Here is a 4,872-nt window from a genome sequence, read left to right on the forward strand (position 1 = left end):
ACCAGCTGGCGCAACCCGCCGTCGGCTCTGCAGGTCGCCAACGCCGTCTCCGCGGAAGCGCGACAACGATCGGTGGCGGTGCGTGCGCTTCGCTCCCGCCCCAACGCCGAACCCGGCACGGTGCGCTGCGCGCTGTTGCCCGACGTACAGGCCGAACGGGAGTGGGTCGCCGATCACCTGCAGCAGCGCTACCAACAGGCCGCCGCCGATGGTGTCGCGCCGCCGACCGCGGCGATTCTGCTGCGCCGCAACGCCGATGCGGCACCGATCGCCACCGCGCTGCGTGCCCGCGGGGTCCCGGTGGAAGTGGTCGGTCTGGCCGGCTTGCTCTCGGTGCCCGAGGTGGCCGACGTGGTCGCGATGCTGCGCTTGGTCACCGACCCGACAGCCGGTGCGGCCGCTTTGCGGGTGCTCACCGGTCCGCGATGGCGGCTTGGCGCCCGCGACGTCGCGGCGCTGTGGCGGCGCGCGGTCTCCCTCGACGGTGGACATGCGGCGCGCTCCGCCGAAACAGCTGAGCAGGTCGCCGAGTCGGCCGGGCCGCAGGCCGATACCGCGGGCCTGGCCGACGCCCTCGCCGATCCGGGCCCAGCCGTTGGCTACTCGGTCGAAGGGTACCGGCGCATCGTCGCACTGGCCGACGAGCTGAGTGTGCTGCGCAGCCATCTCAGCCATCCGCTGCCCGACCTGGTCGCCGAGGTGCGCCGGCTGTTGGGTGTCGACTGTGAGGTGCGCGCCGCACTGCCCGGGGCCGGCTGGGCCGGCACCGAGCAGCTCGACGCGTTCGCCGACGTCGTCAGCGGCTACGCCGAGCGGGCCGCCGCCGCGACCGATTCCCTGGCCCCGGTCGTGGGGCTGCTGGCCTACCTGGATGCGGCGGCGGTCGTCGAGAACGGCCTTGCGCCGGCCCAGATCGTCGTCGCCCAGAATCGGGTGCAAGTGCTGACCGTGCACGCCGCCAAGGGTCTGGAGTGGCAGGTGGTCGCCGTGCCGCACCTGTCGGGCGGGCTGTTCCCGTCGACCGCCCAGGCCCGCACCTGGCTCACCGACGCCGCCGACCTGCCGCCGCTGCTGCGCGGCGATCGGTCCACGGCGGGCCTGCACGGCGTGCCGGTGCTCGACACCTCAGACGTGACCGATCGAAAGCAGTTGTCGGACAAGATCTCCGCGCACCGTCGTCAGCTGGAACAACGCCGCCTGGACGAGGAGCGCAGGCTGCTCTACGTGGCCATCACCCGGTCCGAGGACACTCTGCTGCTGTCCGGCCACCACTGGGGGGCCACCGGTATCAAGCCGCGCGGCCCGTCGGATTTTCTGTGCGAGCTCAAGGACACCATCGACCAGTCGGCCGCGGCCGGCCGGCCCTGCGGCGAGGTCGAGCACTGGGCGCCTGCCCCAGCCGATGGTGAGCGAAACCCGTTGCGTGACAGCATTCGCGAGGCAAGCTGGCCGGTCGATCCGCTGGCTGATCGGCGCGCGGATGTGCAACGCGGCGCGGAACTCGTCGTCGCCGCGATGTCGGCAGACGCGCCCGCGGCGACCGCGGACGCCGAAGGGTGGGTTGCCGATGTCGACGCGCTACTCACCGAGCGGGCCCGCGCCGCGCAGCCGTCGGCGCCACCGCTGCCCAGCGGACTGTCGGTCAGCAGCTTGGTGGACTTGGCTCGCGACCCCGAACACGCCGCGCAGCGGTTGATGCGCCGGCTGCCGTCGCGGCCGGAGCCGCATGCCTTGCTGGGCAACGCATTTCACGACTGGGTCGAGCGCTTTTACGGCGCCGAGCGACTGTTCGACCTCGCCGATCTGCCCGGTGCCGCCGACACCGACATCGCACAGCGTGACGCCGAAGAGCTGGCCACGTTGCAGGAAGCCTTTCTCGCCTCGCCGTGGGCCGGCCGTACGCCGGTGGCCGTCGAGGTGCCCTTCGAGATGGCGATCGGCGACACCGTGGTGCGTGGCCGCATCGATGCGGTCTTCGCCGAGCCCGACGGTGGCGCAACCGTGGTGGACTGGAAGACCGGCGAGCCGCCGCACGGCTCTGAGGCGGCCCGGCATGCCGCGATTCAGCTGGGGGTGTACCGGCTCGCCTGGGCCGCACTCAGCGGCTGTCGGGAGTCGTTGGTGCGCACAGCTTTTCACTACGTCCGGACCGGTCTCACCGTCGTCCCGGATACGCTGCCGGGGCCCGACGAGCTGGCCGGGCTGCTGGCCCGCGGGACGCCGAGCTAGATCTGACTGCGCGGCTCCTCAGCTGCCCGCAGTGCGGGCTGCATCGTCGCCGCGCTAGGCGGTGCGGGCGACCTTGAGGGCCGCGGTCACCATCGGAATCTGCAACGGCAGCCGGGCCAAAGCGACGATGCGCATCGGCCACGGCTTGCCCCACCACAACCGGCACATGTTGACGTTGCCCGGGAAGACCGCGACGAACAGCCCGGCCGCCGCCAACGCGGCCAGCCGGCGGGTGCTGCGCACCAGTAGCGCGGCACCGATGCCGAGCTCGGCGACGCCGGATGCGTAGGTGTAGAACCGCGGGCTGCCGGGCAGCTCGACGGGGATGATGCCGTCGAACGGTTTCGGCGCTACGAAGTGCAGGGTGCCGACGCCAAGCAACAGCGCGGCGAGTCGGTGTGCGAGAGTCTGGCTGGCGTCGCGCTGGAGACTGTGTGTGATGGCGGTCATGGTTACATTGTGTCGTGCGCTGGGTCGAGCCGATGAACTGTGGTCAAAGTTAGCCGTCAGCGACGCGATCTCGACGAGACGCTGACCGCCCAGCCCCCATACGCGCTGGTCGGCGTCGTGCGCGTCCCGGAGACGCAAATCAGTCCGGTACGGGCTATTTGGCGACGGGTCGCGATCGCCCTGCTCGCCTTGGTGGTGGCGGTGGTGACTGTCTACCTCGGCCGGGCCGGATACACCGATGTGCGAGGGGTGCCGCTGTCGTTCATCGACTGCCTCTACTTCGCCACGATCTCCTTGACCACCGTCGGCTACGGCGACCTCACCCCGTACTCCGAATTCGCCCGGCTGACCAACGTCGTGATCATCACGCCGCTGCGGATCCTGTTCCTTGTGGTGTTGGTCGGCACCACCCTTCAGGTGCTCACCGAGCGGTCGCGGCAGGCCTGGAAGATTCAGCGTTGGAGGAGCAGAGTGCGCAACCACACCGTCGTCATCGGCTATGGCACCAAGGGCAAGACCGCGGTCGCCGCGATGTGCGCGGACGAGGCGGCCAGCAAGGACATCGTGGTCGTCGACACCGAGCAGGCGGCCCTCGACCACGCCATCGCCGCCGACCTGGTGACCGTGCACGGCGACGCCACCAGATCCGATGTGCTGAGGCTGGCCTCCGCGCAGCACGCGTCGGCGATCATCGTCGCCACCGGTCGCGACGACACCGCAACGCTGGTCACCCTCACCGCCCGGGAAGTCGCTCCGCAAGCCAAGATCGTGGCGTCGATCCGCGAGGCCGAAAACCAGCATCTGGTCAAGCAATCCGGAGCGGACTCGGTGGTCGTCTCCTCCGAAACCGCCGGCCGACTGCTCGGTGTGGCCATCACGACGCCGAGCGTCGTCGAGATGATCGACGACCTGTTGACACCGACACATGGATTCGCCATCGCCGAACGCGAGGTCGAGCAGGCCGAACTCGGCGGATCGCCGCGGCATCTGGCCGACATCGTGCTCGGTGTGGTTCGCGACGGCCGGCTGCTTCGCGTCGACTCGCCGGAGGCCGACGCAATCGAGGCCGGCGACAGGCTGCTCTATATCCGCAACACGGGGAAGTAAGGCTGAGGCGTGGAATTCCAATTGAAGAGTGTGCCGCTGCTGTCGCGGATCGGCGCCGATCGGGCTGACCAGGTCCGCACCGACATCGATGCGGCCACCGCGGGCTGGGCGGACGCGGCGCTGCTGCGGCTCGACTCGCGCAATCAGGTGCTGGTCGCCGACGGCCGGGTGTTGCTCGGTAAGGCGAAAACCCTTGCCGACAAACCGCCTTCGGACGCGGTGTTCTTGGGCCGCATCGAGGACGGCCGGCATGTGTGGGCGGTCCGCGGTCCGCTGGAAGCACCCGATGATCCCGACCTCAAAGCCGAGGTGGCCGATCTGCGCCGGGCCGGACAGCTTTTCGACGATGTCGGCGCACAATTGGTGTCGGCGGCCGCGGCGCTGCTGAATTGGCATGCCAGTTCGCGGTTCAGCTCAGTGGATGGCGCGCCGACCAAGTCGATCAGGGCGGGCTGGGCCCGGGTCAATCCGGTCACCGGTCACGAGGAATTCCCACGTATCGACCCGGCGATCATCTGCCTGGTGCACGATGGCGGCGATCGCGCGGTGCTGGCCCGTCAGACAACGTGGCCCGAACGGATGTTCTCGCTGCTGGCCGGTTTCGTCGAAGCGGGGGAGTCCTTCGAAACCTGTGTCGCCCGGGAGATCCGCGAGGAGATCGGGCTGACCGTCAGTGATATTCGCTACCTGGGGAGCCAACCGTGGCCGTTCCCGCGATCTTTGATGATCGGCTTCCACGCGATCGCCGATCCGGCCGAGCCGTTCGCGTTCAACGACGGCGAGATCGCCGAAGCCGAATGGTTCACCCGCGACGAGATTCGTGCCGCGCTCGCGCTCGGCGACTGGAGCAGCGACTCGGAGTCCAGGCTGCTGCTCCCCGGATCGGTGTCGATCGCGCGAGTCATCATCGAATCCTGGGCCGACGCCGGTTGACGATGCAGGCCTAGCCCGCGAGCTCGGCCAGCTTCGCCTTGACCTCTTTGGCACCCGGATTAGTCAGGGTCGATCCGTCGGAGAACTTCAGCGTCGGCACGACGTGGTTACCCCCGTTTACCGAGCCGACGAAGTCCGCCGCCGCGGGGTCCT

At 69.5% G+C, this 4,872-nt stretch carries 4 protein-coding genes and 1 pseudogene; 3 read left to right on the top strand and 2 right to left on the bottom strand.

Annotated elements, in window-relative coordinates:
* On the top strand, nt 1–2,229 hold a 2,229-nt coding region (locus VN856_RS22605; protein WP_325693214.1), incomplete at its 5' end, for a 3'-5' exonuclease.
* Nucleotides 2,230–2,283: 54 nt separating this feature from the next.
* Here the strand turns inward: VN856_RS22605 and VN856_RS22610 are convergent.
* Nucleotides 2,284–2,679: a hypothetical protein gene (locus VN856_RS22610; protein WP_325693215.1), complete on the bottom strand. Its 396-nt coding sequence runs from the start codon at nt 2,677–2,679 to the stop codon at nt 2,284–2,286.
* A 39-nt stretch (nt 2,680–2,718) separates the two neighbouring features.
* Between VN856_RS22610 and VN856_RS22615 the strand changes: the two genes are divergently transcribed.
* The gene (locus VN856_RS22615) at nt 2,719–3,786 is read left to right on the top strand and encodes a potassium channel family protein (RefSeq protein WP_325693217.1); all 1,068 of its coding nucleotides are present in this window, start codon (nt 2,719–2,721) and stop codon (nt 3,784–3,786) included.
* A gap of 9 nt (nt 3,787–3,795) precedes the next feature.
* Entirely contained in the window at nt 3,796–4,719 is a 924-nt protein-coding gene (gene nudC, locus VN856_RS22620; RefSeq protein ID WP_325693220.1) for an NAD(+) diphosphatase, read from the top strand.
* Nucleotides 4,720–4,729: 10 nt separating this feature from the next.
* On the opposite strand, the pseudogene VN856_RS22625 reads toward nudC, so the two are convergent.
* Nucleotides 4,730–4,872 (bottom strand): annotated as a pseudogene (locus tag VN856_RS22625) (NrdH-redoxin); the annotation flags it as partial.

The organism is Mycobacterium sp., from assembly GCF_035603715.1.
In the GTDB taxonomy this organism is placed as follows: domain Bacteria; phylum Actinomycetota; class Actinomycetes; order Mycobacteriales; family Mycobacteriaceae; genus Mycobacterium.

Bases quoted from the DNA above. Each gene is read 5' to 3' on its own strand.
- VN856_RS22610 (WP_325693215.1), bottom strand. From the start codon at position 2,679: ATGACCGCCATCACACACAGTCTCCAGCGCGACGCCAGCCAGACTCTC.